Below are 24,940 nucleotides of genomic sequence, written 5' to 3' on the forward strand. Positions count from 1 at the left end.
GACCGGGACTCTAACGACTCGCTGTTGCGCGCCGAGATCGCCCGGTCGGGTGCGGCCCCGCGCGGACGGCTGAGAGGCTGGCTCCATGCTGCGCCACGTGGTCGTGTTCACCTGGTCCGACGACGCCGACGAGGAGCGGCGGGCCGCCACCCTCGCCGAGCTGGCGCGCCTGCCGGAGACCGTCGGCGGGATGACCGCCTTCGCCGTCGGCCCGGATGCCGGGCTGCGCGCGGGCAACGCGCACGCGGCGCTGGTCGCCGACTTCCCCGACGTCGAGGCGTGGCGCCGCTACGCCGAGGACCCGGTGCACCTGCAGGTCATCGCCGAGTACGTGACGCCGATCCTGGCCACCCGCACGGCGGTCCAGTACGACGTGACGGACCCCGTCCCTCTCACCCCTCGCTGACGCTCGGGGCGAGTCTCCGGACGGGCCGCCGTCCACAGGGTCCGCCCTCGTCCACAGGTGCGGCCCGGCGGCTCCGCGGGGGCCCGTGCCCGGCGACGGTCGGGGCATGGACGACACGCTGCGCCTGTCCGACCCGGGTGAGATCGCCGCCGCGCTGCCGGCACTGATGGGCTTCCGGCCACGCGAGTCGCTGGTGCTGGTCGCGCTCCGCGGTCCCAGCGGGCGGCTCGGGCTGACCGCACGCGCCGACCTCCCGCCCCGGGCCGCGTCGGCGGCGTTCGCGGCGCACGTGGCCGACCGGGTCGCCGGCAGCGATCCCGACGCCGTCCTCCTCGTGGTGGTGTCGGAGGCGCCGGACGACCGGGAGCTCCTCCTCGGCCGGTTCCCCGACGACGAGGTGCGGGCCCTCCCGCACCGCGGCGTCGTGCACGACGTCGTGGTCGCGCTGGCGGAGCGCGACATCCCGGTCCGCGAGACCCTGCTGGTCCGCGCGGACCGGTGGTGGTCCTACGACTGCCCGCACGCCTGCTGCGCGCCCGACGCGGGCACCCCGCTCCCGGGCGGGATCTCCCCGGTGACGGTCGCGGCCGTCGCGGCCGGCTCGGTCGTGGAGCCCGACCGGGCGGCGCTCGTCGCACGGATCGCCCCGGTGCGGGGCCTCGCCGCCGACACGTGCGCGGCGGCGGTCCGGCGGTTCGGGCGGCGTGGCGCGGACCCGGCCACCGGGGAGGCGGCGGGGCCCGACGCGGCCATCGGGCAGGCGCTGCTGTCGTGTCGGCCCGGCGGCACCGTGCGCCTCCCCGACCGGGAGGTGGCCGCGGTCGTGTGGGCGCTGACCGACCTCGCGGTGCGCGACCGCGCGCTGGGCCTGGCGCTCGGGGCCGACGCGGCGGCCGCCGAGACGCTGTGGACCGAGTGCACCCGGCGGGCGCCGGCCCCGCTGGACGCCGCGCCCGCCACGCTGCTGGCCGTCAGCGCGTGGCTGCGCGGGGACGGCGCGATGGCGAACGTCGCGCTGGAGCGCGCGCTGACCAGCGTCCCCGACTACGGGCTGGCCCGTCTGCTCGGCCGGGCGCTGGACGCCTGCCTGCCGCCGTCGGAGCTGCGGGGGCTGATCGGCCAGGTGGTGGGCGAGGCGGGCGGCTGAGGCCCGGAGGAACGGGGGGCGCCGGAGTTCGCACGGACGGCGCCGGACCGGTTCCCCCGACCGCCGTGCAGGCCTAGCGTCGGTCCCCCCACGGGGGCCGACGACGGCGGCGGGAGGCTCGCCATGTTCGCTCAGATCATCCAGGGCAGGACGTCGGACGCCGAGGCGGTGCGGACGGCGCTGGACAGGTGGATGGAGGAGCTGCAGCCCGGCGCGACCGGCTGGCTGGGCAGCACGGTCGGGGTGTCCGACGACGGCCGGTTCGTCGCGGTGGCCCGCTTCGAGTCGGCCGAGGCCGCGGGCCGCAACTCGGAGCGCCCCGAGCAGTCCCGGTGGTGGGAGGAGACGCAGCGGTTCTTCGACGGCGAGGTGACCTTCGCCGACAGCGAGGACGTCGACGTCGACCTGCCGGGGGACCCGGACAGCGCGGGCTTCGTCCAGGTGATGCAGGGCCGGGTCACCGACCGGGAGCGGGCCAGGGAGCTCATCGCCCGGCTGTCGACGAAGGAGATGGCGGATTTCCGCCCCGACATCCTCGGCACCGTCATGATCAACCACGGGACGGACCGGTGGTCCCAGGTCATCTACTTCACCTCCGAGGCCGAGGCCCGCGAGGGCGAGCGCACGGAGGCGCCGCCCGAGGTCCAGGGGGTCATGGAGGAGCTGATGGCCCTCACCCCGGAGCCGCCGGAGTTCATCGACCTGCGGCAGCCCCTGCTGTACGCGCCGCCGGCGACCGGCGCCGGGGTGCCCACGCCGCGGGAGGCGCCGGAGGCGGCCCGGGCGGTCGAGCGGTCGAGCTGAGGCCCGGCCCGCCCCGCGCCGGGTCGCGGTGGACGCCGTCGCCGGTGGCGGGCCGGGGCCACGGGGCGCCGGCCCGCGGAGTCAGAGCAGCTCGGGCCGGCGCCACTGGTCGCCCAGGACGTGCTCGGCCAGGAAGGCGAGCACCGTCTCGTACCAGACCGTGGAGTTGCCCGGGGTCAGCACCCAGTGGTTCTCGTCCGGGAAGTAGAGGAACTTCGACGGCACCCCGCGCTTCTGCAGGCCGTACCAGAGCTGCAACGCCTCGCCGATCGGCACCCGGTAGTCGTGGTCGCCGTGGATCACCAGCATCGGCGTGCGGATGGCGTCGGCGAACCGGTGCGGGGAGTTCTGCTCGTAGCGGCGCGGGTCGGTGAGCGGGTCGCCCCACTCCTTCTCCCAGTAGTAGGCGGCGTCGGTGGTCCCGAGGAACGAGTCGAGGTGCCACAGGCTGGCGTGGGTGACGATCGCCGCGAAGCGGTCGGTCCGGGTGGCGATCCAGTTCGCCATGTAGCCGCCGAAGGAGCCGCCCATGGCCGCGGTGCGGGCGGCGTCCAGGTCGGGGCGCTCCAGCGCGGCGTCGACGGCGGCCATGAGGTCGGTGTAGGGCGCCTCGCCCCAGGACCCCCAGCCGCGCCGGACGAAGTCCTGCCCGAAGCCCTGCGACAGGGCGGGATTGGGCAGCAGGACGGCGTAGCCGCGGGCCGCCATCACCCACGGGCACCAGCGCCAGGACCACGAGTTCCAGCTCATCAACGGGCCGCCGTGGACCCACAGCAGCAGCGGGGCCGGCGAGTCGGCGGAGGCGCCCTCGGGGAGCACCAGCCAGGACTGCACGCGGGCGCCGTCGGCGGCGGTGGCGGTCACCTCGTGCAGGGTCCCGGGCAGCGGGCCCAGGGCGCCGGGGGAGGGGAGGGGGTCGGGTCGCTGCAGCGGCGCCTCCGGGTCCAGCCGGACCGGCGCCGGCGGCTCGTCGTAGGCCGAGCGGAGGGCGTACAGGGCGCTGCCGTCGCGGGCCACCCGCAGGTCGCTGTAGGCGCCGTCGCCGGTCAGCCGCACCGGCTCGCCGCCGGCCACCGGTACCCGGAACAGCGCGTGCCGCCCGTCGTCGTCGGCCAGGAAGTAGACGGCGGAGCCGTCCGCGCTGAACTGGGGCGCGCTGGGCCACCGGTCGAAGCCTCGGGTCAGGTCGCGGATCTCCCCGGTGGCGACGTCGACGTGCAGCAGCGTGTAGTCCGGCGGCTCGGCGTAGCTGGACAGCGCCTCGCGGACGCACACCACCGCGGAGCCGTCGGGGGAGAAGCGGGCCGCGTAGACGTCGGCGAGCGGGTCGTCGACCAGCGGCCGGGAGTCGCCGGTCGCGGTCTCGAGCAGGGCCACCCGGTTGCGCCGGCCGGCCGGGCCGTCGGGCACCGACTCGGCGAGCAGCAGCAGGGTCCCGTCCGGGGACAGGGACGGGTCGTCCCCGCCGCCGGAGGGCGGGCGGGCGTCCGGCGTGAGGTCGCGCAGCGCGACGGGCTCGCCCGGCGCCCCGGACGGGTCCTCGGCGGGCAGCCGACCGGCCCAGAACAGGTGCGACGTGTCCGGCCCCAGGTCGCTGTCCCAGTGGCGCACCGGATAGGACTCGTGCAGCACGGCGGAGACGCCGGCGTCCTTGCGCGCCTTGCGGCGAGCCGCGTCGTCCTCGGCGTCGGTCGCGCCCGGCACGGCCGACGCGACCACGACGACGTCCCCGCTGTCGGCGGCCACCGTGACCCCGCCGATCCCGCCCGGGTGACCGACGACCAGGCGGGCCTCGCCGCCGTCGGCGGGCAGGCTCCACAGCGCCGGCCGCGGATCGCCCGCCCCGTCGCCCCCGCCGGCGCCGGGATCGGGCCGGGCCGAGGTGAACAGCAGCGATCCGTCGGGCGCGAAGACCGGCGCCGACTCACCCGGCGCGCTGCGGGTCAGCCGCCGGGGCGCGCGCTCGCCCGCCGGGTCGATCTCCCACAGCGCCGAGACCCACTTCTTCCGGTCGGCGTCCAGGGTCTGCACCGAGACCGCGAGCCGCCGGGCGTCCGGGGACAGCGCCAGCCCGGTGACCCGGGGCAGGGCCACGAACTCGGCGAGGCTCGCGAAGGGGCTCCCGGCGGGGGCGTCGGGCGGGGCGGGCGCGGCGTCGGGCTGGCTCACCCGCGCCACGGTAACGACCCCGTGTCGCCGCTCTCCCTAGAGGCGGCCGGCCGCCTGGGCCGGGGTGAGCTCCTCGTCGACCGCGTTCACGAAGACGTGCTGGGCGACGCCGGCGGGCAGCAGCTCGCCGTCGACGCTGACCGTGTCGCGCTCCACGCGGGCCAGCACCGTCGCGCCGGGACGCAGGCCCTGGTCGGCGAGGGAGCGGATGAGGTCGGTGTCCTCCTGCAGCTGCTCGCTGATCCGGCGGATCTCCACCCGCCGGCCCTGCGCGGTCGCGGTGGTGGACAGCAGCGTCAGCGCGTCGAGCACCGCGGAGGTCTCCCCGCCCAGGGTCGCGGCGGAGGACTGCCCGCCGAGCTCGTCCAGGCCGGGGATGGGGTTGCCGAAGGGGGAGACCGTGGGGTTGCCCAGGAGGGCCATGAGCTTCTTCTCCACGGCGGCGCTCATGACGTGCTCCCAGCGGCACGCCTCCTCGTGGACGTCGGCGTACTCCAGCCCGATGACGTCGACGAGCAGGCACTCGGCCAGCCGGTGCTTGCGCATCACGGCGGTGGCGAGGCGGCGGCCCTCGTCGGACAGCTGCAGGTGCCGGTCGCCCTCGACGGTGAGCAGCCCGTCGCGCTCCATGCGCGCCACCGTCTGGCTCACCGTGGGCCCGCTCTGGTGCAGGCGCTCGGCGATGCGAGCCCGGAGGGGGACGACGCCCTCTTCCTCGAGCTCGAAGATGGTGCGGAGGTACATCTCCGTGGTGTCGATCAGATCGTTCACAGCTCTCCTCCGTGTCACCGCCATGGTACGGGCGGGCGGCGACTTCCCGGGCTCGCCGAACCTGGGCAACGGCGTGCCGCGGACGGCGATTCCCGACGGTAGGTTCGGAACGCCCGGAACGGGTGACCCGACGCCGGGGCGCGCGAGCGGCCCGACCGGCGAGGAGGACGCATGAGTGACTCGGTCGCCGTGGTGTGGGACGACGCCCTCCTCGGCTACACCATGGGCGGGGAGCACCCGATGCACCCGGTGCGGCTGGACCTGACCATGCGGCTGGCCGAGAGCCTCGGCGTCCTCGCCAACGACCGGATCACGGTGGTCAAGCCGACGCCGGCCGACGAGGCCCTACTGACGCTCGTCCACGACCCGGCCTACCTGGAGGCCGTGCGACGCGCGCCGGCCGAGCCGGGCATCGGGCACGGCCTGGGCACCGACGACAACCCGATCTTCCCCGGCATGTACGACGCGGCCGCGCTGATCACCGGGGGCAGCGTGGAGGCGGCGCGCCTGGTCCACGAGGGCCGGGCGCAGCACGCGGTGAACATCGCCGGCGGCCTGCACCACGCCCAGCGCGACCGCGCCGCGGGGTTCTGCGTGTTCAACGACGCCGCCGTCGCGATCGCCTGGCTGCTGGCCCAGGGCTACGAGCGGATCGCCTACGTGGACGTCGACGTCCACCACGGCGACGGCGTCCAGTCCGCCTTCTACGAGGACCCGCGGGTGCTGACGATCAGCGTCCACCAGACCCCGCTCACCCTCTATCCCGGCACCGGCTTCCCCGAGGAGACCGGCGATCCCGACAAGGCGCTGGGCAGCGCGGTGAACCTGGCGCTGCCCAACGGCACCGACGACTCCGCCTGGCTGCGGGCGTTCGCCGCGGTGGTGCCCGGCGCGCTGAAGGCGTTCCAGCCGCAGATCCTGGTCACCCAGTGCGGCTGCGACGCCCACCACGAGGACCCGATGGCCGATCTGGCGCTCACCGTCGACGGCCAGCGGGCCAGCTACCGCGCCCTGCACGACCTCGCCCACGAGCTGTGCGACGGCCGGTGGATCGCCCTCGGCGGCGGCGGGTACGGCCTCGTGCGCTGCGTGCCCCGCGCCTGGACGCACCTCATCGCCGAGGCCAGCGGCGACCGGCTGGACCCGGCGACCGAGATCCCGGAGTCCTGGCGGGAGGACGTCGTCCGCCGGGGCCTGCGGGCGCGGCCGCCGACCCACACGACCGAGGGCGGCTACACCGGCTTCGCGCACTGGGACCCGTTCACCGAGTCCCGCGTGGACCGGGCCATCCTGCGGTCGCGGCGCGCCTCCTATCCCTACTTCGGCCTGGACCCGGACGACCCCCGTGATTAGGGACCACCGAGCCCCCCACCACTCGCAGGCTCGCGGCGGGCCCCTGCCCGGCGGCCGAAGGTGAATCGAATGTCAGACGAGCAGCCCACCGTCCCCGAGCCCGAGCCGCAGCCGCCCGCGCACTGGGAGGCCGACATCGTGGCCGCCGACGGCGGCACGGTGCACCTGCGCCCGATCCGGCCCGACGACGCCGAGGGCCTCGTCGGGCTGATGGAGCGCAGCTCCGACCAGACCCGCTACTACCGGTTCTTCGGGCCGATGAAGCGGTTGAGCGAGCGGGACCTGCGCCGCTTCACCCACGTCGACCACGACAACCGGGTGGCGTTCGTGCTGCGGCTGGGCGACCAGTTGATCGGCGTCGGCCGCTACGACCGCTACCCCGACACCGACGACGCCGAGGTGGCCTTCCTCATCGAGGACGCCCACCAGGGACGCGGGCTGGGCTCGGTCCTGCTCGAGCACCTGGCCGCGGCGGCGCTGGAGCGGGGCATCAAGCGCTTCGTGGCCGAGGTGCTGGCGCAGAACAACCGGATGGTGCGGGTCTTCCTCGACGCCGGGTACACGCCGACCCGCACCTACGAGGAGGGCGTCGTCCACCTGGCCTTCCCGATCGCGCCGACCGAGGCGGCGCTGGCGGTGGCGGCCGAGCGGGAGCAGCGCAGCGAGTCGCGGTCGATCGCCCGGCTGCTGACGCCCTCGTCGGTGGCCGTCGTCGGCGCCAGCAACGACGAGGAGAAGATCGGCAACGCCGTCCTGCGGCACCTGCTCGGCTACGGCTTCGACGGCCCGATCTACCCGGTCAACCCGGGTGCCCGCCACGTGCGCGGGGTGCCGGCGTACGCGGGGCTCGAGGACATCCCGGGCGACGTGGACCTGGCCGTGGTCGCCGTCCCGGCCGACGAGGTCGCGGGCGTGGTCGAGGCCGCGCGGCGCAAGAAGGTGCACGGCCTGGTGGTCATCTCCGGCGGCTTCGGCGAGTCCGGGGCCGAGGGGCGGGCCCGGGAGCGGGCGCTGGTGCTCGCCGCGCGGGCGTCGGGGATGCGGGTGGTGGGGCCCAACTGCCTGGGCATCGTGAGCACCGACCCCGCCGTGCGGCTCAACGCCAGCCTCGCCCCGCAGGTCCCCGGCCGGGGGCGGGTGGGCTTCTTCGCGCAGTCCGGCGCCCTCGGCGTCGCGCTGCTGGAGCGGGCGCGGGCCCGCAACATCGGGCTGTCGAGCTTCGTGTCGGCGGGCAACCGCGCCGACGTCAGCGGCAACGACCTCCTGCAGTTCTGGGCCACCGACCCCGGCACCGAGGTCGTGCTGCTGCACCTGGAGAGCTTCGGCAACCCGCGCAAGTTCGCCCGGCTGGCGCGCTCCGTCGGGCGCACCAAGCCGGTGGTCGCGGTGAAGAGCGGCCGGCACGTGCGGATGACGGCGGGGCTGGCCGGCACGTCGGTGGCGGTCCCGGAGGAGTCGGTGGCCGCGCTGTTCTCCTCCGCGGGCGTGATCCGCGTCGAGACGCTGGCCCAGCTCTTCGACGTCGGCACGCTGCTGGCCCACCAGCCGCTGCCGGCCGGCGACCGGGTCGCGATCGTGGGCAACTCGACCGCGCTGGGGGTGCTGGTCGCGGACGCCGTCCTCGAGGAGGGCCTGACCCTCGCCTCCGAGGCGCCGGTGGACATCGGCACGGCCGCCGCGCCCGAGGAGTTCGGCGCGGCGCTGCAGCGGGTGATCGACGACGACGCGGTGGACGCCGTGGTGGCCGTGTTCCTGCCGCCCCTGGCCCAGCAGGTGGAGCAGTTCGGGCGGGCGCTGCTGGAGGTGGCGCGCAACTCGCCCAAGCCGGTCGTGGCGACCTTCCTCTCCACGGAGGGGATCCCGCCGGAGCTGACCGTCCCCGGCGAGGACGGGACGCCGGCGCGCGGCTCGGTCCCGTCCTACTCGACGCCCGAGCGGGCGGTGATCGCGCTGGCCAAGGTGGCCGAGTACGCCCGCTGGCGGCGCCGCCCGGTCGGTGAGCTGCCGGAGCTGGCCGACGTCGACGAGTCCGCCGCGCGCGCGGTCGTGGAGGCCGTGCTGGCCGAGGCCCCGGACGGGCGCGCCCTCACCGACGACGAGCTCATCCGGCTGCTCGCCGCCTACGGGCTGCCGCTGCTGCGGACGCACACCGCGACCGACGAGGACGAGGCGGTCGCGGCGGCGGACACGATCGGCTACCCCGTCGTGCTGAAGTCGACGGCGCCGTGGCTGCGGCACCGCACCGACCTCGGCGGGGTGCGGATGGACCTGGCCGACGCCGGCGCGGTGCGGGCGGCCTTCGGCGCGATCCCGGCCGGCGACCCGGTGATCGTGCAGGAGATGGCGGCGCCGGGGGTGGCGACCGTCGTGGAGATCGTCGACGACCCCTCGTTCGGCGCGCTGGTCAGCTTCGGCGTCGGGGGCGTGGCCACCGACCTGCTGGGCGACCGCGCCTACCGCACGCTGCCGCTGACCGACCTGGACGCCGCCGAGCTGGTGCGGGCGCCGCGGGCCTGGCCGCTGCTGAACGGCTGGCGCGGCTCCGAGGAGGTCGACGTCGCAGCGCTGGAGGACACCCTGCTGCGGGTGGCGCGGCTGGCCGACGACCTGCCGGAGGTGCTGTCCCTGACCCTCGACCCGGTCATCGTCGGCCCGGCGCAGCCCTGGCACGGCGGCCGCTCGCTGGTCATCGCCGGCGCGACCGCGTCGGTGGGCCGCCCGACCGCCCGCGTCGACCCCGGCCCCCGCAAGATGCGCTCCCCCGGGGTCTAGGGACGCGAGAAGGCCCGCCCCCGCAGGGACGGGCCTTCTCGGGTCGGTTGGGCAGAGCCGGTCGCGTCAGCCGAGGTAGTCGCGGAGGGCGTCGGCGCGCTGCGGGTCGCGCAGCTTGGCCATCGTCTCCCGCTCGATCTGGCGGACCCGCTCGCGGGACAGCCCGAACTGCTTGCCGATCTGCTCCAGCGTGCGGGGCTGGCCGCCGTCCAGGCCGAAGCGGAGCACGACGACGTCGCGCTCGCGCTCCTCGAGGGTCTGCAGCACGGTCCGCACGTCACCCTTCATCATCTGGAAGGCGACGGCATCCTCGGCGACCGCGGCGTCGGCGTCCTCGATGAAGTCGCCGAGCCGGGACTCCTCGTCGGCGCCGACCGTCTGGTCGAGGCTGACGAGGTCGCGGCTGTACTCGAGCAGCTCGGTGATGCGCTCGGGCGTCAGGTCCAGCTCGAGCCCCAGCTCCTCGGCGGTGGGCTCGCGCTCCAGCTCCTGGTGGATCCGGCGCCGGGTGCGCACCACCTTGTTGACCTGCTCGGCCAGGTGGACGGGCAGGCGGATGGTGCGCCCGGAGTCGGCCATGGCGCGGGTGATCGCCTGGCGGATCCACCACGTCGCGTACGTGGAGAACTTGAAGCCCTTGGTGTAGTCGAACTTCTCGACGGCGCGGATCAGGCCGACGTTGCCCTCCTGGATGAGGTCCAGGAACGTCATGCCGTGGCCGGTGTAGCGCTTGGCCACGGAGACCACCAGGCGCAGGTTGGCCTCGAGCAGGTGCCGCTTGGCGGCCTTGCCGTCGACGGCGAGCGTCTTGTAGTCCCGCTGCAGCGAGGGGGTCAGCTGCCGCTCGGACAGCAGCCGCTCGGCGTACAGGCCCGCCTCGATCCGCTTGGACAGCTCCACCTCCTGCTCGGCGGTCAGCAGGGCGGTCTTGCCGATGGTGTTCAGGTAGACGCGCACGAGGTCGGTCGACACCAGGCCGCTGGTGTCGGGCTCGCGCCGGGGCGAGCGGACCTCGAGGGCGTCGTCGGGGGAAGACTGCAGCAGCGTCACGATGTGTCTTCGTCCTTGCCTCTGGTTCGGATGCTCTCGCCGGACGGCGATGTCGGCGGAGCGACCCGGGTGTCGAATGCGAGGGTCCCGGTGCCGGCCGGCGGCCCTCGTTGCTTCTCGTCTGTGTGGTACGCCCTGTCCAACGGCCGCGGAGGGGCCCGGTGTTCCACGGGTGGCCCCTTCACAGCCAACCCACAGGACGTGTGTTGCGTCACCCGTACCTACCCCGGCGGGCGCGGGTCGAACTACAGGGGCGGAACTCAGACCTCGAGCAGCAGCGTCATCGGCCCGTCGTTGACCGAGGAGACGGCCATCCGGGCACCGAACACGCCGGTGGCCACCGTGGCGCCGCGCCGCCGCAGCTCGGCCACCACCTCCTCGACCAGGGGCTCGGCGACCTCGCCGGGCGCCGCCTCGGTCCAGGAGGGACGGCGGCCCTTCCTCGTGTCGCCGTAGAGGGTGAACTGGCTCACGACCAGCACCGGCAGCCCGAGATCGGCAGCGGAGCTCGCGCCGTCGTCGGTGGGGAAGATCCGCAGCTCGTGCAGCTTGCGGGCGAGCGCACGGGCGGCCGGGCCGGCGTCGGTCCGGCCCACCCCGACCAGCGCCAGCAGCCCGCGGCCGATCTCGCCGACCACGGCGTCGTCCACCGTTACAGCCGCTGTAGCCACCCTGCTCACGACCGCGCGCACCGGGCCATCCTCGCCGACCGCGGGCGCCCGGCCCGCGCGGTGCCCGGTGCGTACGGTCGTCGCATGGCCGCTCCGCCCGACCCCGGCGATCCCCGCACGATGCGCGAGCGGATGCTCGCGGGCGACCCGTACATCGCCGACGACCCCGAGCTCGCCGAGGAGAGCTCCCGGGCGCTGGACCTGACCGAGGTCTACAACGCGACGTCGGTGCGCCAGGGAGCGCTGCGCCGCCGGTTGCTGGAGGAGCTCCTCGGCGCGGTCGGTGAGGGCACCGAGCTCCGCCCGCCGCTGTACGTCGACTACGGCAGCAACATCCGCATCGGCGCCCGGTGCTTCGCCAACTTCGGCCTGGTGGCGCTCGACGTCGGCGCCATCACCATCGGCGACGACGTGCAGATCGGGCCCAGCGTGCAGCTGCTGACCCCGACGCACCCGGTCGAGCCGCGGCCGCGGCGGGACAAGTGGGAGGCGGCCGAGCCGATCACGATCGGCGACAACGTCTGGCTGGGCGGCGGGGCGATCGTGCTGCCCGGCGTCACCATCGGCGAGAACACCGTCGTCGGCGCCGGCGCCGTGGTCACCCGGGACCTCCCGGCGAACGTGGTCGCCGTTGGGAATCCGGCGCGCGTCGTCCGCACCCTGCAGCCCTGAGCGGGCTCGGCAGGCGGCCGGTCAGGGGGCGCCGGGGCCGCCCGTCGTCGGCAGGCCGGCGGCCGCCCACGCGGAGAAGCCGCCGATGACGTCGGTGGCACGCTCGAGGCCCAGGGAGCGCAGGGCGTCGGCGGCGAGGCTGGACGTGTAGCCCTCCGAGCAGAGCACGATCACGTCCACGTCGTAGCCGGTCGCCTGCGGGAGCCGGGCGTCGCTGGCCGGGTCGAACCGCCACTCGAGCACGTTGCGCTCGACGGCGAGGGCGCCGGGGACCTCCCCCTCGGCGGCGCGCTGGGCCGCGGGGCGGATGTCGACGAGCACGCCACCGGCGGCCACCCGCTCGGCCGCCTCCTCCGGGGAGACGCGGGTGATCCGCGCCCGCGCCTCGGCGAGCAGCTCGTCGACGGTCCGGGCGCCGGGCGGGCGGGCCCCGCCGGGCGGGGCCGTCACCAGTCCACCCCGGCCTGCTCGGTGCCGGTCCGGTCCAGCCGGTCGCCGGCGAAGGAATAGGTGTTCATCTCGGTCAGGCGGGGTGCGTACACGTGCACGCTGATCGCCGGTACGGGCGCGGAGTTGGTCACCTGGTGAACGTAGTGAGCGCCGAAGGAGCGCACGGAGCCGCCGGTGAGCTCGGCGGTGGACTCCCGCCCGGGTCGGCCCGGCCGGCCGGGCGCGACGACGCGCTCGGTGAGCGATCCACGGACGACGGCGAAGGCGCCCGCGGATCGGCCGTGGTCGTGCAGCGGCGTGCCCTGACCGGGGAGCCAGGACAGCAGCCAGACCTCGGCCGCGGCGAGCTCGCGGTGCAGCGACGGATCCAGCACCGCCGCGGCGTCGGCGGAGGGGAGCAGGTGGGTCCAGCGGGAGTCGGGGCGGTACTCGACCAGGTGCAGCCAGCGGTCGGCCGCGGCGGCCAGGGCCGCGGCCAGCGCGGGGACGCCGGCGCGGCGGATCGGCGGGACCAGCGACGGGCGGGGCCGCGTCGCGGTGCCGGTCGGCGCGGCGAGGGCGGGCGCGGGGGACAGGACGGCAGGGGAGGGCATGGGGTCTTCCTCGAGCAGGCGCGCTGCCGGCCGGGGCGGGCCGGGGCGGAGTGGATCCGGAGGGTCGGTGTCAGCGACCCGGACAGAGCGCGCTGGCGACCCGCAGCAGATCGACGGTGGACCGCCGCGTCAGCGCGGGGGTGGCCGGTGCCGGGCGACCGGGTCCGGCGACGGGGGTCCGGTCGATCGGGGCGAGAGGCACGCCCATATGTCTACCATCCCGATCGGCTTTGGCGGGAAGGTCGGCCGGCGCCGCGCGCCTTGCCCCGCGGTGGGTGCGAGGCGATGCTGCTCCTGGCCGGAATGCCGCCGGGCGGGCGGAGGAGCCCGCGGACCGAGGCGGGTGAGAGGTGACCAGCGAGATCCGGTTCTGCACCGCGCCCGACGGCACGCGCCTCGCCCGGACCCTGAAGAGATCGTCCTGCCGTCGATGGCCGAGCACGTGCTGGGCGTCTGCCCCTCGGCCGGGGCCTCCTGGTACGACGACGCGGGCCACATGCCGTTCCTCGAGGATGCCGAGCGCTTCGACCGCGAGCTGGCCGACCTCGTGGCACGGGCGGGCCGGTGACCGTCGGAGCCGCCGGGGCGGAGGAGGCGGGACGAAGGGCTCTGCCTGGCTCGCTTGCCGTCGGCTGGTGTGGACGACGTGCGTGGCGGCGACGCTGCGGGCTTCCCGCAACCTCCCCGGCGGTCCTCGCTCGGGCGGCCGACGCCCGCGCGGGGCCCCGGACCCCCCGACGACCGGGCGGCCGACAGGCCCGCCGGGGGTGGGGAGCCGACGTCCTCGACCGCGGCCCTCTACGACCGCCGCCGGAACGTGCACTACACCCGGCCGCTGCTGCGCGGCCTGCTGCACCTGGTCTGGTTCGAGGCCTCGCTCGTCGCCGGGACCCTCCTCGTGGTCGCCGCCCGGGGTTCCCGGCAGGTGGTCGGCGTCGCGGTCTACGTCGGCTGCCTGAGCGGGATGCTCGGCGTCAGCGCCCTCTACCACCGGGGCCGCTGGAGTCGGGTCGCCAGCGGCGTCCTCCAGCGGGTCGACCACGTGATGATCTTCCTGCTGATCGCGGGAACGGCCACGCCGATCTTCCTCGTCGCCGCTCCCGGGACCTACGGGCTGGTGTGCCTGATCGTCCTGTGGTCGGTCACCGCCGTGGGGATCGGCACGCACCTGGCCTGGATGGACGCACCGGAGTGGCTCGTCGGCGGCACCTTCATCGGCCTGGGGGTCGCCAACGCGCTCGCCCTGCCCGCGCTGTGGGTCACCGCCGGGGTCGCGGCCGCGGTCCTCGTCATCGTCGGCGGGCTGCTCTACGTCGTGGGCGCCCTCGCCTACCACCGCCGCCGTCCCGATCCCGTTCCGTCCGTGTTCGGGTACCACGAGGTCTTCCACGCCTTCGTCTGCGCCGCCGCCACGTGCCACTACATCGCGATCGCGCTGCTCGTCGGCTGAGGCCCGGTCCCGGCGGGACCACCGGCGGTCGTTTCCGCCGGGCCGGCCGTGCGGCACCATCGCCGGTGTGCCGACCCTGACGCTGACCCAGGCCCCGCGCGCCGACGAGTTGCTCGGCCGCGACCCGCTCGCCCTGCTGCTGGGCATGCTGTTCGACCAGCAGTTCCCCATGGAGCGCGCCTTCGCCGGACCGCGCCTGCTGGCCGACCGGATGGGCGTGGACACCCTGTCGGCCGCCGACATCGCCGACGCCGCCCCGGAGCAGGTTGTCGCCTGGTTCCAGGGCCCGCCCGCCGTCCACCGCTACCCGGGCTCGATGGCCGCCCGCGCGCAGGGGGTGTGCCGGCTGCTCGTCGAGCGCTACGACGGCCGGGCCGAGGAGCTGTGGGCCGACGCACCCGACGGGAAGGCGCTGCTGAAGCGGGTGGCGGAGCTCCCCGGCTTCGGCGCGCAGAAGGCGAAGATCTTCGTCGCGCTGCTCGGCAAGCAGTACGGGGTCACGCCGTCCGGCTGGCGCGAGGCCGCCGGCGAGTACGGCGAGGAGGGCTCGCACCGCTCGGTCGCCGACATCACCGGGCCGGACTCGTTGGCGGAGGTCCGCCAGTTCAAGCAGGAGCAGAAGGCGGCCGCGAAGAAGGCTCCAGGCGCCGGGTGACGTGAGCAGGCGCGGGACCGGTCCGGCGGGAACGGTCCGGTATCCCGTCCGGGCGAGCTGCGGATGAGCCGCTCCACGGCGCCGGGCGAGGATGACGCAGACCTACGAGGGCACGAAGTCGTCGTCCACTGCCAGCACCTCGACGTCGGCGAACGCGGCGGCGGTGGCGTACCGGCGCAGGGTGGCTCGGACGAACTGCCCTCCGTGGGTGGTCGGGGTCGCGGGTGCTCGACCGGGAACGGCAGCCGCGGTCTCAGCCCTGGACGCCGGCCGGCACCAGACCCGCGGACGCGGTGACGAAGGCGGCGACGCTCTCGTGGACGACGTCCCGGTCGTGCTCGTTCAGGACGTCGTGCAGGTCGCCCGGGAACGTCGTCAGCCGTGCCTGCGGCAGCGCGGCGGCGTTCGCCCGCGCGTCGGCGACCGGGACGACCGGGTCTGCCTCCCCGTGCAGGAAGAGGACGGGCACGTCCGGCAGGCCCGCGGCGATCCCGGCTGCGATCTCCGGCCAGGCGAGGCTGAGGGCGTGCACGGTCTCGGGCCGGAACCCGCCGTGCCAGGTCAGCGGGTCGTGGAGCAGCGCGTCCACGTACTCAGGGTGGGTGCTGAACATCTCGCCGGGGTCGACGTCGACCTCGGCGTCGGCCTCGGCCGCCCAGTCCAGCGTTCGCAGCGGCGCGCCGGAGAGCACGAGCGCCCGCGCGATGCCGGGGGAGCGCAGGGCGAGGAGGTACGCGGCGGCAGCACCGCCGGAGTGGCCCACGAGGACGACAGGCCTGCCGGGATGACGGTCGCCGGCGATCGCGGCGAGGATGCGGGCGTCGTCGACGTAGTGGTCCCAGGAGGCGATGAGCGCGCGTTCGCCGTCGCTGCGGCCGTGGCCGACGGCGTCGATCGCGTGCACGGCGTGGCCGTCGCGGGTCAGCCGGTGGGCGAGCGCGTCGTAGAGGCCGAGGTGCTCGCCGTAGCCGTGCAGGAGGATGACGACTCCCCGGACGTCGCCGTCGGGCATCCAGGCGTGGTGGTGGATGCGGCCACGTGAGCCGATGAAGCTGGGCATGGCGGTTCCTCCTGTCTCGTCGGTGGCCGGGGACCCGGCGCGCGACCACGATCCGGCGCAGGCGTGTGCGCCGGCGTGTGAGGCGGCGGTGCCACACTGAGCTCGCTGAGACGGGAGCTGCCTGGCGCATGGAGGGGCCCATGGCCACCCACGTCCACCTGCTCGGGCCACCCTGCGTCGTGGTCGACGGTCGGCCGGTGCAGCCGCCGCGGGGCAGCAAGAGCTGGTGCCTGCTGGCCTACCTGCTGCTGACGCACGCGCCCGTGCCGCGGTCGCGGCTGGCCGGGCTGTTGTTCGACGGGGCCGACGACCCGGCCGGCGCCCTGCGCTGGACGCTGTCCCAGGCGCGGCGGGCCCTCGGGCCGGAGATCCGCCTGGACGGAGATCCCCTCACCGGGGTCCTCCGACCCGGGACGGTGGTCGACGCCGACGTCGTCGCGCGCGGGTCGTGGCAGGACGCGGTGGCCCTGCCGGGGTTCGGTCGGGAGTTGCTCGAGGGCGTGCCGCTCCGGGTGGGACCGGCGTTCGAGTTGTGGCTGTCGAACGAGCGCCGCCGAATCGCCGGCACGACGCGGGCCATGCTCCACGAGGCCACGCACGCACGGCTCGCGCGAGGGGAGGCCCCGGCTGCAGCGGACCTCGCCAGCCGGCTGGTGGCGGGCGACCCGCTCGACGAGGGAGGCCACGAGCTCCTGGTCCGGAGCCTGGTCGCCGTCGGTGACCGCCGGGCCGCCGAGTGGCAGGCGGCCCGGTGCCGGGACCTGTTCCGCCGAGAGCTCGGTGTCGACCCCTCCCCGGCCCTGTCCGCGGCCCTGCGGGTCCGGACCGCGTCGCCGCGGGCGACCACGCGTGGCGCGGTCCTGGCCCAGGTGGAGACGGGTCGGGCCACCGCCCGTGCCGGCGCCTACGAGGTGGCGGTGGACCTGCTGCGCTCGGGGGTGTCGGACGCCCGACGGCTGGGCCACGAAGACCTCCTCGGACACGCACTGGCCGCCCTCGGTGGCGCGCTCGTCGAGGGCGTCCGGGGGGCCGACGAGGAGGGCATCGCCGTCCTCCACGAGGCCGTGGTGCTCGCCCGCCGCACCGGTGACCGGGCGACGGCGTCCCGGGCAGCCGTGGAGCTCGGCTACATCGAGGTGCTCCGAGGTCGCTATCCGCGCATGGAGAGCTGGCTCAGGCAGGCTCGGGAGTTCGCGGACTGCGATCCCCGGTTGCTGGTCTGGGCGGAGGTCCACGCCGGCTTCGGCCGCATCGACCAGGCCGACTACCCGGCCGCGGTCGACGCCCTCGACCACGCGGTCCGCCTGGCCGAGGAGGCCGGGGACGGCCACGCGCTCGCGTACGCGTGGACGGGCATCGGACGGCTGCGCCTCCTGCGTCGCGAGCTCGGGGCCGCGCGGGAGGCCCTGACCCTGGGATGCGAGGTCGCTCGCCGCCTGGACTACACGTCCTTCCTGGCGTTCCCCGAGTCCCTGCTGGGCGAGGTGTACCTCCTCGACGGACAGCTCGAGGAGGCGGCCGAGGCGCTCGAGCACTCCTACGCGCTGGCCTGCCAGGTGGGCGACCCGTGCTGGCAGGGCTACTCGCTGAGAGCCCGCGGGCTGGTGGCGGCGGCCCGCCGTGAGGACGCGCCGGCCCTGGACTGCCTCGTGCAGGCCCGGGAGGCGTGCCGGCGCGCGCGCTCCTCGCACGACTGGGTGCAGGCCTACTGCCTCGACGCCCTGTGCGCCTTCGCCGCGGAACGGGGTCTGGACGCCGCACCGCAGTGGGTCGCGGAGCTGGAGGACTTCGCCTCCCGGCGCGGGTTGTGGGAGCTGCTCGCCCGCGCCGTCATGCACCGCGCGCAGCTGGGTCAGCCGGGCGCGGACGGACTGGCCGCCCTCCTGCTGCAGGCGGTCGACAACCCCTGGCTCCGGGAGCAGCACCGCGGGCGGGCCGGCTCCCGTGCGGCACGTCGTCCGGTGCCTCGCTCATCGGCGGGCCATGGCCTCGCGGACCTGCCGCAGCGAGGGGTTGGTCAGGTGCTCGTCGCCGATGACCACGGTCGGGGAGAGCTCGTACCCCCTCTCGTGGCGGGCCCGGACCGCCGCGGCTCCCGCCTCGTCGTCGCGGAAGCGCACCGACCGGTGCGGCACCCGCGCGAGGACGAGCTCGACCCGTAGCCGGACTGCGTGCGGGCACCCCGGGCGGTAGTAGACGGTCGGGGTCTCGTGCAACATGACGAGCCCTTCCTGGACGAGCGACGCGTCGTGGTCGGTCGCCGGCCGAGATCGGCGACCGAACGGCGCAACGCTACGCGTCCGGCCCGGCGCGGGGGGTCCGCACCGAGCAGGAGAAGGAGCAGGCCGCGACGGCCGCCGCCGCGTCCTGAACCGGGCGCGCCGACGGCGCACTCCAGGCACCTGCATCGCGCCCGATCGGGTGGCACGATGGTCGCCAGGAGCCGGGGCTCCGGGGCCGACGGATCTTCCTCGCCGACTCTTCGCCACCACCCCCGGCCGGTCCGTGGAAGGGCGCCCGTGGCCTCCAGCGAGCAGTCGGCACGATCCCGGCGAGCAGAGCCGGTCCTCATCACCGAGGCCGCCCCGAGCCTCACCGAGCAGCACGCCGCCCGCAAGCGCCGCTACGTGCTGACCATGGGGGTGCGCCTGATCAGCGTCGTGCTGGCCGCGGCGTTCTACCAGACGCTCTGGCTGGCGATCTTCTTCGCCGTGGTCGGCACGGTGCTGCCCTGGATCGCCGTCGTCATGGCCAACGACGCGCCGCCGAAGAAGCGGGTCGACCCCAACCGGTACCGCCCGTCGCCGCCCGACCGGATCCTCGACGACCCGGCCGTGGCCCGCCGCGCGATCGAGCCCGCCCGCGTCATCGAGCACTGAGCCGGGCCGCCGCCGCGTCAGCCGCGGGGCGACACCTCGGCGGGGGTGTCCACGTGGTGGCGCCCGAGCGGCAGCATCAGCGGCGCTCCCGACGTCGGGTCCTCGATGACCCGGCTGTCGAGGCCGAACACCGCCCGCACGCAGTCCTCGGTGAGCACCTGGGCCGGCGTCCCCGCGGCGTGGATCTGCCCGGCGGCCAGCGCGACGAGGTGATCGGCGTACCGCGCGGCGAGGTTCAGGTCGTGCAGGACCATCACGATCGTCGTCCCGCGGGTCCGGTTGAGGTCGGTGAGCAGGTCCAGCACCTCGACCTGGTGGGCGACGTCGAGGAACGTGGTGGGCTCGTCGAGCAGCAGCAGATCGGTCTGCTGGGCCAGGGCCATCGCGATCCACACCCGCTGCCGCTGACCGCCCGAGAGCTCGTCGACGGCGCGGTCGGCCAGCGTGGTGGTCTGCGTCGCCTCGAGGGCGGCGGCCACGGCGGCGTCGTCCTCCCGGCTCCACCGGGAGAAGACGCCCTGGTACGGATGCCGACCGCGGCCGACCAGATCGGCGACGGTGATGCCCTCCGGCGCGATCGGCGACTGCGGGAGCAGCCCGAGCGTGCGGGCCAGCTCCTTGGCGGGCATCCGGTGCACCGCCTTGCCGTCGAGCAGCACCCGGCCCGCCCGCGGCGACAGCAGGCGCGACATCGACCGCAGCAGGGTGGACTTGCCGCAGGCGTTCGCGCCGACGATCGCCGTGATCGAGCCGGCCGGGACGACCAGGTCCAGGCCCTCGATGACGAGGCGCTCGCCGTAGGCGAGCGTGAGCTCCTCGGCAGCCAGGGAGTGGGTGGCGGTCACGATGTTCCCCGTTCGCTTCCGCGCAACGCTCCGCTCCTCGCTCGCTGGCGCTCGCTGCGATGCTCGCGTTGCTGTTCGCTCACAATGAGCCTCCGGCGCGGTTGGTGCGGATGATCAGGTAGATCAGGTAGGGCGCCCCGAGCACCCCGGTGATGACGCCGACGGGGTAGCGCGTATCGAGGGCGAACTGGCCGACGAGGTCGGCGACGAGCACGAGCAGCGCACCCACCAGCGCGGCCGGCACGAGCAGGGAGCCGTTCGGCCCGACGATGCGCGCGGCGATCGGGCCGGCGAGGAACGAGACGAAGGCGATCGGCCCGCACGCGGCGGTGGCGAAGGCGATCACGCCCACCGCGCACACGATCGCGATCAGGCGGGTGCGCTCGACGCGGACGCCCAGCGCGGCGGCGGTGTCGTCGCCCAGCTGCAGCGCCGACAGGTTCCTGCTCTGGCCCAGCAGCACCGGGCCGAGCACGAGCAGCGCCACGAGGGCGGGCGCGACCGCCTCCCAGGTGGCGCCGTTGAGACTGCCGGTCAGCCAGCGCAGCGCCTCCTGGTAGTCCCACTGCCCGGCCCTGGTGAGCACGTAGGAGGTGACGCTGTTGAGCATCGCGCCCACCCCGATGCCGATCAGGATGAGCCGGGTGCCCGCGACCCCGCCCCGGAAGGAGAGCAGGTAGATCACCAGGGCCACGCCGAGCGCCGCGGCGACCGCCACCGTGGACACCGCCGTGCCGCCGAGGGACAGGATCACGATGCCGAAGACGGCCGCGGCACCGGCGCCCGAGGTGATGCCGATGACGTCGGGGCTGGCGAGCGGGTTGCGCAGCATCGTCTGGAAGGTGACGCCCGCGAGCCCGAAGGCGAGCCCGGCCACGAGGGCGAGGACGCCGCGGGGGAGCCGCAGCCGCCCGACGGTGAAGGAGGCCCCGGGCACGCGCTCGCCGAGGACCACCCGGACGACCTCGTCCAGCGGGTAGAACGTCCGCCCCACCATCAGCGTGACGACGAAGGCGGCCGCGACCAGCACCGCGAGCACGGTGATCACGAGCCGCCGGCGGACCGAGCGGCGGACCCGGTTCCGGGCCACCGCGTCGACCGTGGCGGCCGGCGGCGGGACGACGGCGGTCACAGCTCCCGCACCTTCTGCCGCCGGACGACGGCGATGAAGAACGGAGCACCGACCAGCGCGGTGACGATGCCGACGTCGAGCTCGCCGGGCCGGGCGACGATGCGCCCGATCACGTCCGAGGCGACGAGCAGGCACGCGCCGGTCAGCGCGGAGAAGGGCAGCAGCCAGCGGTGGTCCACGCCGACGAGCAGCCGGCACAGGTGCGGGACGACGAGGCCGACGAACCAGATGGGGCCGGCGACCGCGGTGGCCGCGCCGCACAGCAGCACCGAGCCCAGCGCCGCGACGCCGCGGGCGAGGGCGACGCGCTCACCGAGCCCCGCCGCGAGCTCGTCGCCGAGCGCCAGGGAGTTCAGGCTGCGCGCGGACAGCAGGCTGATCACCAGGCCGACGGCGAGGAACGGCAGCACCGGGGTGATGGTGGCGAACGTCGCGCCGCCCACGCCGCCGACCTGGAACGACTGCACGTTGGCCGCGATGTCGCCGCGCGGCAGCACGATCGCGGTGATGAAGGACGTCAGCGCCGCGGACGTGGCGGCACCGGCGAGGGCGAGCTTGAGCGGGGTGGGACCCCCGCGACCGAGCGAGCCGACGGCGTAGACGAAGACCGCTGCCAGCGCGGCGCCGAAGATCGCCGTGACGATGATGCTCGTGGCGCTGAAGAGGCCGAACCAGGCGATCCCCGCGACGACGGCGAGCGAGGCGCCCATGTTGATGCCGAGGACGCCGGGGTCGGCCAGCGGGTTGCGGGTGACGCCCTGCATCACCGCGCCGGCGAGCCCGAGCGCACCGCCGACCACGACCGCGAGGACGGTGCGGGGGATGCGCTTGGTGACCGCGGCCTCCTCGATGGTCTCCGAGGAACCACCGAGGGCGGCGAGGATGTCGGACCAGCCGACGCCACGGGAGCCGATCGCGACCGAGGCGGCCATGAGCAGGCCGAGCGCCGCGACGACGGCGAGGAGCCACAGGAACCGCACCGACCCCGGGCGCCGCACGAGGGCGGCACCCGGGGTCGGAACGGAGTCGACCGAGGTCACGGGGCCGGAGTCACGGCCTTGTCGGCGGCCTCGGCCAGCAGGGCGACGTAGTCCTCGAGCACCCACGAGATCGCCAGCGGCGTCGGGTTGGCCGCGGTGCCCAGCGGGGTGTCGGGCAGGAGCACGATCGACCCGTTCGCGACGGCGGGCATCTGCGACAGCAGCGGGTCGCCGCTCAGCGCGTCCACGAGCTCCTGGTCGCCGTAGGTCACGATGATCTCCACGTCGTCCAGCGTGTCGATCTGCTCGGCGCTGATCGTGCCCGAGAACTGCTCGGGGTCGGTCGAGGCGTCCGCGACGCTCCCCGGGGTCGTCAGGCCGAGGTCCTCGAAGAAGGCGCTGCGGGTGTCGAACGGCGTGTAGTAGCTGACCTCGCTGAGGTCGGTGCTGTCCACGTGCGTCAGGAACATCGTGGCCCGGCCGGCCAGCTGCGGGTGCTGCGCGACCGTGTCGGCGATCTGCTGCTCGAGGTCGGCCACGAGCTGCTCGCCCTCCTCGGCCATGCCCATGCCGGCGGCGTTGATCTCGATCATCTCGCGCCACGGGGTCGCCCACGGGGCCTCGGGGAAGGCCACGACCGGGGCGATCTCGCTGAGGGTGTCGTAGTCCTCCTGGGTCAGGCCCGAGTAACCGGCGAGGATGACGTCGGGCTCGGTGTCGGCCACGGCCTCGAAGTCGATGCCGTCGGTCTCGTCGAAGAGCACCGGGGTCTCGGCGCCGAGCTCCTCGAGCCGCTCGGCGACCCAGGGCAGCACGCCGTCGCCGTCGTCGTCGCCGAAGTTCGCCGCGGCCATGCCGACGGGGACGACGCCCAGGGCGAGCGGGACCTCGTGGTTGGCCCACTGCACCGTGGCGATGCGCTCGGGGGTGCCCTCGATGGTCGTGGTGCCGAAGGCGTGCTCGATGGTGATGGCGTCGCCGCCGCCGGACGCGTCGTCGGACGAGTCGTCCCCGCAGGCGGCGAGGCCGCCGACGAGGAGGGCAGCGGTGGAGAGCGCGGCGAGGCGCGGAGCGCGGCGCATGGTGACCTTCCGTTCGGGGGATGGGCGCCGAGGAGCGGCGCCGCAGTCGAGGGCTCCCTGAGGCCGGCCGCCGAGCGAGGAGAGCACCGGGCGCCGTTGTCAGGTTTGCCTTACCGAACTTAGGGTGTCCTTGCCTATGTTCGGGTCACGATCCCGTCACGGTTGCCTCAGCGCGCTCCGGGCTGCCGCACCACGGTGGCGGCCAGGGCCATGCCGCTGTCGAGCAGGCCGGCGGGGTCGGCGTCGGGGTCGGGCAGCCACGCGGCCAGGAGGCCGGCGGTGAAGGCGTCGCCCGCGCCGGTCGTGTCGAGCACCGCCGTTGCCGGCGCCGGCCGGTGCACGAGCCGGCCGCCGGCGCACCACAGCGCTCCCTCGGCTCCCAGGGTCACGGCAACGGCCGGGTGCCGGCCGGCGAGGGCGCGGGCGGCGTCGGCCGGATCCGCGCACCCGGTGAGCAGCCGCGCCTCGTCCGCGTTGGGCAGCAGGAGCGTGACGCCGGTGGTGTCGGCCAGCCAGCGGTCCACGCCGTAGCCGGCGAGCGGTCCCGTGGAGGCCGGGTCCAGCGACGTCGTCGCCCCGGCGACCGCGGCGGCGGCCAGGGCGGCCAGCCCGGCCGCCCGCGGCCGCGGGTGGAGCAGCGTGTAGCCCGACAGGTGCAGGTGCCCGCCGGCGGCCGGGGCGGGGACGTCGGCCGGGACGAGCTCCAGGTTCGCCCCGCGGTCGGCCAGCATGCTGCGCTGCCCGCCCGGCTCGACCAGGCTGACGATGGTGCCGGTGACCCCGCCGGCCACCGATCGGACGGCCGGCGTCACGCCGGCCGCGGCGAGCTCGGCCAGCAGGGTGGCGCCGGCGGGATCGGCCCCCACGCAGCCGGCGAACGTCACCGGCACGCCCAGCCGGCCCAGGTGCACCGCCACGTTGGCGCCGGCACCGCCGCCGCGGGTGCGGACGGTGGCGGGGCGGTCGGAGCCGGGTGCGGCCTCGCCGGAGAGGACGGCGACCACGTCGGTCGCGACGTCGCCGACGACGACGACCGGGCGCACGGCGCTCAGGCCGGCAGCGCGGCCAGCGCCGCGGCGATCGCGCCGGCGAGCTCGGCGTTGCGCAGCACGAGGCGGACGTTGACGGCGAGCGTGGCGCCGTCGCTGGCGCGGTGCAGGTGGTCCAGCACGAACGGCGTGACCTCCTTGCCGCGCACGCCGGCGGCGTCCGCGGCGGCCAGCGCGCCGGCGATCACGCGGTCGTGCAGGTCGGGGTCGAGCTGCTCGTCGACCGGCAGCGGGTTGGCGACGACGACGGCGCCGGGGGCCAGCCGGCGCCGCGCGGCGAGGACCGCCGCGGCCTGCCCGGGGTCCTCGACCGACCAGTCCAGGCCGTGGCCCGAGTCCGCCACGTAGAAGCCGGGGAACGTGCGGGTGCGGTAGCCGACGACCGTCACCGACAGGCTCTCCAGCCGCTCCAGGGTCGCCGGCACGTCGAGGATCGACTTCACGCCCGCGCACACGACCGCCAGTGACGTCCGCGACAGCGCGGTGAGGTCGGCGGACTCGTCGAACGTGTCGATCGACTGGCGGTGCACTCCGCCCAGGCCGCCGGTGGCGAACACCGCGATGCCGGCCCGCTCGGCCAGCAGCGCGGTGCTGGACACGGTGGTGGCCCCGGACAGGCCCAGGGCCGCGGCGACGGGCAGGTCGCGCACGCCCAGCTTGGCGAGGTCGGGGTCGGCGCACACCCGGTCGACCTGGGCGGCGGTGAGCCCCACGTGGGGGACGCCGTCCAGGACCGCGATCGTGGCCGGCACCGCCCCGCCGGCCCGGACCGCGGCCTCGACGTCGTCGGCCGCGCTCCGGTTGTCCGGCCGGGGCAGCCCGTGTGCCAGGAGCGTGCTCTCCAGCGCCACGACGGGCCCGCCGGACGCGAGCGCGTCGGCGACCTCGGCGGACAGCCGGACGGGAGGACGGGGGAGTGCAGCGGTCACCCTGTCATCATGGACGTCGTC

At 75.4% G+C, this 24,940-nt stretch carries 24 protein-coding genes; 11 read left to right on the plus strand and 13 right to left on the minus strand.

Going from position 1 to position 24,940, the window contains the following annotated elements; all coding sequences use genetic code 11:
- Positions 1–85: 85 nt before the first annotated feature.
- The 3 genes from BMY88_RS00290 (at position 86) to BMY88_RS00300 (ending at position 2,357) form a co-directional block, all read left to right on the plus strand.
- A complete protein-coding gene (locus BMY88_RS00290; RefSeq protein WP_091938972.1) occupies positions 86–406 on the plus strand; it encodes a Dabb family protein in 321 nt (106 codons plus the stop codon).
- 106 nt (positions 407–512) lie between these two features.
- A complete protein-coding gene (locus tag BMY88_RS00295; RefSeq protein WP_091939887.1) occupies positions 513–1,553 on the plus strand; it encodes a DUF4192 domain-containing protein in 1,041 nt (346 codons plus the stop codon).
- Between the two features lie 123 nt (positions 1,554–1,676).
- Positions 1,677–2,357 carry a hypothetical protein gene (locus tag BMY88_RS00300; protein WP_091938974.1) on the plus strand — a complete coding sequence of 227 codons (681 nt, stop codon included), beginning with the start codon at positions 1,677–1,679 and terminating at the stop codon, positions 2,355–2,357.
- An 81-nt stretch (positions 2,358–2,438) separates the two neighbouring features.
- Here the strand turns inward: BMY88_RS00300 and BMY88_RS00305 are convergent, their stop codons facing one another.
- Positions 2,439–4,526 (minus strand): S9 family peptidase, encoded by a 2,088-nt coding sequence (locus tag BMY88_RS00305; RefSeq protein WP_244524378.1) that lies wholly within the window; start codon positions 4,524–4,526, stop codon positions 2,439–2,441.
- A 36-nt stretch (positions 4,527–4,562) separates the two neighbouring features.
- Positions 4,563–5,297, minus strand: coding sequence for an iron-dependent transcriptional repressor DtxR (locus BMY88_RS00310; protein ID WP_170860893.1), 735 nt, complete (start codon positions 5,295–5,297; stop codon positions 4,563–4,565).
- Positions 5,298–5,468: 171 nt separating this feature from the next.
- Between BMY88_RS00310 and BMY88_RS00315 the strand changes: the two genes are divergently transcribed.
- Complete coding sequence (locus BMY88_RS00315; RefSeq protein WP_091938978.1) at positions 5,469–6,650, plus strand: acetoin utilization protein AcuC; 1,182 nt, start codon at positions 5,469–5,471, stop codon at positions 6,648–6,650.
- 69 nt (positions 6,651–6,719) lie between these two features.
- Positions 6,720–9,422 carry a bifunctional acetate--CoA ligase family protein/GNAT family N-acetyltransferase gene (locus BMY88_RS00320; RefSeq protein ID WP_091938980.1) on the plus strand — a complete coding sequence of 901 codons (2,703 nt, stop codon included), beginning with the start codon at positions 6,720–6,722 and terminating at the stop codon, positions 9,420–9,422.
- Positions 9,423–9,488: 66 nt separating this feature from the next.
- On the opposite strand, the gene sigB is transcribed toward BMY88_RS00320, so the two are convergent.
- Positions 9,489–10,472 (minus strand): RNA polymerase sigma factor SigB, encoded by a 984-nt coding sequence (sigB, locus tag BMY88_RS00325; protein WP_091938981.1) that lies wholly within the window; start codon positions 10,470–10,472, stop codon positions 9,489–9,491.
- Between the two features lie 260 nt (positions 10,473–10,732).
- Positions 10,733–11,122, minus strand: coding sequence for a D-aminoacyl-tRNA deacylase (gene dtd, locus BMY88_RS00330; protein ID WP_428978300.1), 390 nt, complete (start codon positions 11,120–11,122; stop codon positions 10,733–10,735).
- 105 nt (positions 11,123–11,227) lie between these two features.
- Between dtd and BMY88_RS00335 the strand changes: the two genes are divergently transcribed.
- On the plus strand, positions 11,228–11,815 hold the full coding sequence (locus BMY88_RS00335) for a sugar O-acetyltransferase (RefSeq protein WP_211435401.1): 588 nt from the start codon (positions 11,228–11,230) through the stop codon (positions 11,813–11,815).
- Positions 11,816–11,836: 21 nt separating this feature from the next.
- Here the strand turns inward: BMY88_RS00335 and BMY88_RS00340 are convergent, their stop codons facing one another.
- Entirely contained in the window at positions 11,837–12,265 is a 429-nt protein-coding gene (locus BMY88_RS00340) for a rhodanese-like domain-containing protein (protein WP_211435402.1), read from the minus strand.
- Positions 12,262–12,858, minus strand: coding sequence for a cysteine dioxygenase (locus BMY88_RS00345; protein ID WP_091938986.1), 597 nt, complete (start codon positions 12,856–12,858; stop codon positions 12,262–12,264). The genes BMY88_RS00340 and BMY88_RS00345 overlap by 4 nt, the downstream gene beginning before the upstream one ends.
- Before the next feature lie 430 nt (positions 12,859–13,288).
- On the opposite strand from BMY88_RS00345, the gene BMY88_RS23620 reads away from it, so the two are divergent.
- From BMY88_RS23620 to BMY88_RS00355, 3 genes are all read left to right on the plus strand, one after another.
- Positions 13,289–13,426 (plus strand): hypothetical protein, encoded by a 138-nt coding sequence (locus BMY88_RS23620; protein ID WP_170860894.1) that lies wholly within the window; start codon positions 13,289–13,291, stop codon positions 13,424–13,426.
- Positions 13,427–13,495: 69 nt separating this feature from the next.
- Positions 13,496–14,308, plus strand: coding sequence for a PAQR family membrane homeostasis protein TrhA (gene trhA / locus BMY88_RS00350; RefSeq protein ID WP_091938988.1), 813 nt, complete (start codon positions 13,496–13,498; stop codon positions 14,306–14,308).
- 67 nt (positions 14,309–14,375) lie between these two features.
- The gene (locus BMY88_RS00355) at positions 14,376–14,963 is read left to right on the plus strand and encodes an HhH-GPD-type base excision DNA repair protein (RefSeq protein ID WP_091938990.1); all 588 of its coding nucleotides are present in this window, start codon (positions 14,376–14,378) and stop codon (positions 14,961–14,963) included.
- Between the two features lie 253 nt (positions 14,964–15,216).
- Here BMY88_RS00355 and BMY88_RS00360 read toward each other — a convergent pair whose 3' ends face one another.
- Positions 15,217–16,023 carry an alpha/beta fold hydrolase gene (locus BMY88_RS00360; protein WP_091938992.1) on the minus strand — a complete coding sequence of 269 codons (807 nt, stop codon included), beginning with the start codon at positions 16,021–16,023 and terminating at the stop codon, positions 15,217–15,219.
- A gap of 140 nt (positions 16,024–16,163) precedes the next feature.
- Between BMY88_RS00360 and BMY88_RS00365 the strand changes: the two genes are divergently transcribed.
- A complete protein-coding gene (locus BMY88_RS00365; RefSeq protein WP_170860895.1) occupies positions 16,164–18,185 on the plus strand; it encodes an AfsR/SARP family transcriptional regulator in 2,022 nt (673 codons plus the stop codon).
- Positions 18,186–18,542: 357 nt separating this feature from the next.
- Positions 18,543–18,902 (plus strand): DUF3099 domain-containing protein, encoded by a 360-nt coding sequence (locus BMY88_RS00370; protein WP_091938995.1) that lies wholly within the window; start codon positions 18,543–18,545, stop codon positions 18,900–18,902.
- A gap of 17 nt (positions 18,903–18,919) precedes the next feature.
- On the opposite strand, the gene BMY88_RS00375 is transcribed toward BMY88_RS00370, so the two are convergent.
- The 6 genes from BMY88_RS00375 to BMY88_RS00400 all read right to left on the minus strand — a co-directional run bounded on the left by BMY88_RS00375 (position 18,920) and on the right by BMY88_RS00400 (position 24,919).
- On the minus strand, positions 18,920–19,747 hold the full coding sequence (locus BMY88_RS00375; RefSeq protein ID WP_091938997.1) for an ABC transporter ATP-binding protein: 828 nt from the start codon (positions 19,745–19,747) through the stop codon (positions 18,920–18,922).
- A gap of 79 nt (positions 19,748–19,826) precedes the next feature.
- A complete protein-coding gene (locus BMY88_RS00380) occupies positions 19,827–20,879 on the minus strand; it encodes a FecCD family ABC transporter permease (RefSeq protein WP_091938999.1) in 1,053 nt (350 codons plus the stop codon).
- Entirely contained in the window at positions 20,876–21,919 is a 1,044-nt protein-coding gene (locus tag BMY88_RS00385) for a FecCD family ABC transporter permease (protein ID WP_091939001.1), read from the minus strand. The genes BMY88_RS00380 and BMY88_RS00385 overlap by 4 nt, the downstream gene beginning before the upstream one ends.
- Positions 21,916–22,941: an iron-siderophore ABC transporter substrate-binding protein gene (locus BMY88_RS00390; protein ID WP_091939002.1), complete on the minus strand. Its 1,026-nt coding sequence runs from the start codon at positions 22,939–22,941 to the stop codon at positions 21,916–21,918. The genes BMY88_RS00385 and BMY88_RS00390 overlap by 4 nt, the downstream gene beginning before the upstream one ends.
- Positions 22,942–23,108: 167 nt before the next feature.
- Positions 23,109–23,984 carry a carbohydrate kinase family protein gene (locus tag BMY88_RS00395; RefSeq protein ID WP_091939004.1) on the minus strand — a complete coding sequence of 292 codons (876 nt, stop codon included), beginning with the start codon at positions 23,982–23,984 and terminating at the stop codon, positions 23,109–23,111.
- Positions 23,985–23,989: 5 nt separating this feature from the next.
- Positions 23,990–24,919, minus strand: a complete 930-nt coding sequence (locus tag BMY88_RS00400) for a pseudouridine-5'-phosphate glycosidase (RefSeq protein WP_091939006.1) — start codon at positions 24,917–24,919, stop codon at positions 23,990–23,992.
- Between the last annotated feature and the right edge of the window lie 21 nt (positions 24,920–24,940).

The organism is Trujillonella endophytica (genome assembly GCF_900110555.1).
GTDB classification, from domain to species: domain Bacteria; phylum Actinomycetota; class Actinomycetes; order Mycobacteriales; family Geodermatophilaceae; genus Trujillonella; species Trujillonella endophytica.